The 2072-nt window shown below is 75.4% G+C and carries 2 protein-coding genes; both read left to right on the top strand.

Annotated features, from left to right (window positions below):
* The first annotated feature begins 124 nt into the window (after positions 1–124).
* Positions 125–736, top strand: a complete 612-nt coding sequence (locus H5J29_RS30335; RefSeq protein ID WP_181784380.1) for a class I SAM-dependent methyltransferase — start codon at positions 125–127, stop codon at positions 734–736.
* A 12-nt stretch (positions 737–748) separates the two neighbouring features.
* A complete protein-coding gene (locus H5J29_RS30330) occupies positions 749–2041 on the top strand; it encodes an MATE family efflux transporter (protein ID WP_181784379.1) in 1293 nt (430 codons plus the stop codon).
* Positions 2042–2072 lie beyond the last annotated feature (31 nt).

Genomic DNA, 2072 nt, shown 5'->3' with positions numbered 1-2072 from the left:
CACGGGCTGTTCACCCCGACCACGCCCCGCGGTGCGTACCGTGGGCGACGACGAGGAGGACAGCTTGACTTCTGAGCACGCCCTCCCCGCCCCGTCCACCCGCACGGGTGGCGTGGCCGGGAGCATCCCGACCCGTGGTTCCCGGGACGGAGCCCGCCGCGCGTTCCTGGCCGCCGCGGTCCGGCGGCCCGGCCGGATCGGTGCGGTCTACCCCAGCTCCCCGCAGCTCGCGGGGGCGCTCGCCTCCGTCGTGCCCTCGCACGGGCGGCCCACCGTCGTCGAGCTGGGGCCGGGCACCGGCTCGGTCTCCGCGGTGATCGCGGACCGGCTGCCCGCGGGCTCCCGGCACCTGGCCGTGGAGCTGGACCCCGGCATGGCGGCCTACCTGCGCCGCACCCAGCCGGGGATGGAGGTCGTCGACGGGGACGCGAAGGAGCTCACCACGCTGCTCGCCGACCGCTCCGCCCACGAGGTGGACGCGGTGGTCAGCGGGCTGCCGTGGTCGCTGTTCGGCGAGGCGGGACAGCAGGCGATCCTCGACCAGGTCGGCCGGGCCATCGGCGGCGGCGGGGCGTTCGCGACCTTCGCCTACACGCACACGCTGCCGATGAGCACCGCGCGGCGCTTCCGCAGGCTGTTGCACACCTCGTTCGACGAGGTCGTGATCAGCCGGACGGTGTGGCGCAACCTGCCGCCCGCGTACGTCTACGTGTGCAGGCGCCCCCGCACAGCGTGACACCATGATCCGGTGAGTCGGGAGGCGCAGCCGCGAGACGTCGTGCGGCTGGCGCTGCAGGCCCTGCCGGTGCTGGCGGCCGAGCCGCTGTACGTGCTGGTGGACACCGCCGTCGTCGGGCGGCTGGGGGCGGTGCCGCTGGCCGGGCTCGCCGTCGCGGGTGTGCTGTTCGCCCAGGTCACGACCGCGCTGAACTTCCTCTCGTACGGCACCACCGCCCGCTCCGCGCGCCTGCACGGGGCCGGGCGTCGGCAGGACGCCGTGGTCGAGGGGGTGCAGGCCACCTGGGTCGCGGTGGCGGTGGGCCTGCTGGTGCTCGGCGTCGGCCAGCTCGTGGCACGGCCCGTCGCCGACGCCCTCGGCGACGGGGGAGAGGTCGCCGACGCCGCCGTCGGCTGGCTGCGGACCGCGTTGTTCGGGGCCCCGCTCATCCTGGTCACGCTGGCGGGCAACGGCTGGATGCGCGGGGTGCAGGACACCGCGCGCCCGCTGCGGTACGTGCTCGCGGGCAACGGGATCTCCGCCGTCCTCTGCCCGATCCTGGTGCACACCCTGGGCTGGGGCCTGGAGGGCTCCGCGGTCGCGAACGTGGTGGCGCAGGTGATCGTCGCGGGGCTGTTCCTGCGGGCGCTGCTGCGCGAGGGCGTGCCCCTGCGGCCGCGCCTCGACCTGATCCGCGCGCAGCTCTCGATGGGGCGCGACCTGATCCTGCGCACCGTGGGCTTCCAGGTGTGCTTCCTGTCCGCCACCGCCGTGGCTGCGCGGTTCGGGGCGCAGGCGGTGGCCGCGCACCAGGTCGTCCTGCAGCTGTGGAACTTCCAGGCCCTGGTGCTCGACGCCGTCGCGATCGCCGCGCAGGCCCTCGTCGGCGCCGCGTTGGGCGCGGGCGGGGCGGAGCGCGCGAAGGCGGTGGGCGCGCAGGTCACCCGGTACGGGCTGTGGCTGGGGATCGGGTTCGGGGTGCTGTTCGCCGCGCTCTACCCCGTGCTGCCCCGCGTCTTCACCGCCGACGCGGCCACCCTCGCCACGATCCCGCAGGCCTGGTGGTTCTTCGTGGCCCTGCAGCCGATCGCGGGCGTGGTGTTCGCGATCGACGGGGTGCTGCTCGGCGCGGGGGACGCGGCCTTCCTGCGCACCACCACGCTGCTCGCCGCGGTGCTCGGCTTCCTGCCGCTGATCTGGATCTCGCTCGCCGCGGGCTGGGGCCTGGTCGGGATCTGGACCGGGCTGTCGGTGTTCATGCTGGTCAGGCTGGTCGCGGTGGGATGGCGGGCGCGGTCGGGGCGCTGGGCCGTCACGGGCTAGAGCTCGGCGGGCGTGGCGAGCACGACCGACG

Origin of the sequence: Pseudonocardia pini (assembly GCF_013870575.1) — a bacterium.
GTDB lineage: Bacteria > Actinomycetota > Actinomycetes > Mycobacteriales > Pseudonocardiaceae > Pseudonocardia > Pseudonocardia pini.
This window is presented reverse-complemented; position numbering and strand designations above follow the sequence as displayed.